Raw genomic sequence first — 1,190 nt, forward strand, 5'->3', positions numbered from 1 at the left:
GGAAATCCTGAAAAAGACTTCCTGATTTGGCAAAATCCCCGGACACCAATCGCCGAGCTTTTCAATGAAGCAAATGACCTTCGCCGATGCCGAGTACGCCGGTAAGCGCAAGCAGACCCGCAAGGAATTGTTCCTGATCGAGATGGATCGGGTCGTACCCTGGAAGGGTTTGATTGCCCTGATCGAACCTCATTACCCGAAGGGCGAAGGGGGCCGTCCGGCCTATCCTTTGATGGCGATGCTGCGGGTTCATCTCATGCAGAACTGGTTCGGTTACAGCGATCCTGCGATGGAAGAAGCGCTGTACGAGACGACGATCTTGCGCCAGTTTTCCGGTCTGAGCCTGGAGCGGATCCCAGATGAAACTACCATCCTCAACTTCCGTCGCCTGCTGGAAAAGCACGAGTTGGCCGCCGGTATTCTCGGCGTGATCAATGGCTATCTGGGCGACCGTGGCTTGTCGCTGCGACAAGGCACCATCGTCGATGCCACGCTGATTCATGCGCCCAGTTCGACCAAGAACAAGGACGGCAAACGCGACCCTGAGATGCATCAAACCAAGAAAGGTAACCAGTATTACTTCGGTGCCAAAGCTCACATTGGTGTCGACGATGAGTCAGGGCTGGTGCACAGCGTGGTGGTCACTGCGGCCAACGTCGCGGACATAACCCAAGTCGACAAACTGCTACACGGTGCTGAGAACGTGGTCTGCGCCGATGCAGGCTATACCGGTGTCGAGAAGCGCGAAGAGCATGCGGGACGCCACGTCATCTGGCAGATTGCAGCCCGGCGCAGTACCTACAAAAAACACGGTAAACGCAGCGCGCTGTACAAAGCGATGCGCAAGATCGAGAAAGCCAAGGCCCAGGTTCGCGCCAAGGTTGAGCATCCATTTCGAGTGATCAAGCGTCAGTTTGGTTATACGAAAGTGCGTTTCCGAGGCTTGGTGAAAAACACTGCTCAGATGGTGACGCTGTTCGCCCTGTCGAACCTTTGGATGGCGCGTCGATATTTGCTCTCCAGCGCAGGAGAGGTGCGTCCGTAATGAGGGAAATAGCTGCTGCGAGGAGCGTTCAGCGGAAAAAATGGATGGAATAGGCGGCAGACGTGATCGGTTTTGAACGGCTGCCGTTTTTTGAAAGCACCTATGGCTCAGCAGTCGAAAAATAGCGGCCTACTTCAGACCATCC

General features: G+C 55.2%; 1 protein-coding gene. It reads left to right on the forward strand.

Annotated elements, in window-relative coordinates:
• Positions 1–64: 64 nt before the first annotated feature.
• A complete protein-coding gene (locus GHO03_RS24495) occupies positions 65–1,045 on the forward strand; it encodes an IS5 family transposase (RefSeq protein WP_047273613.1) in 981 nt (326 codons plus the stop codon).
• Positions 1,046–1,190 lie beyond the last annotated feature (145 nt).

Source organism: Pseudomonas sp. FSL R10-1339 (assembly GCF_009600545.1).
In the GTDB taxonomy this organism is placed as follows: Bacteria; Pseudomonadota; Gammaproteobacteria; order Pseudomonadales; family Pseudomonadaceae; genus Aquipseudomonas; species Aquipseudomonas bubulae.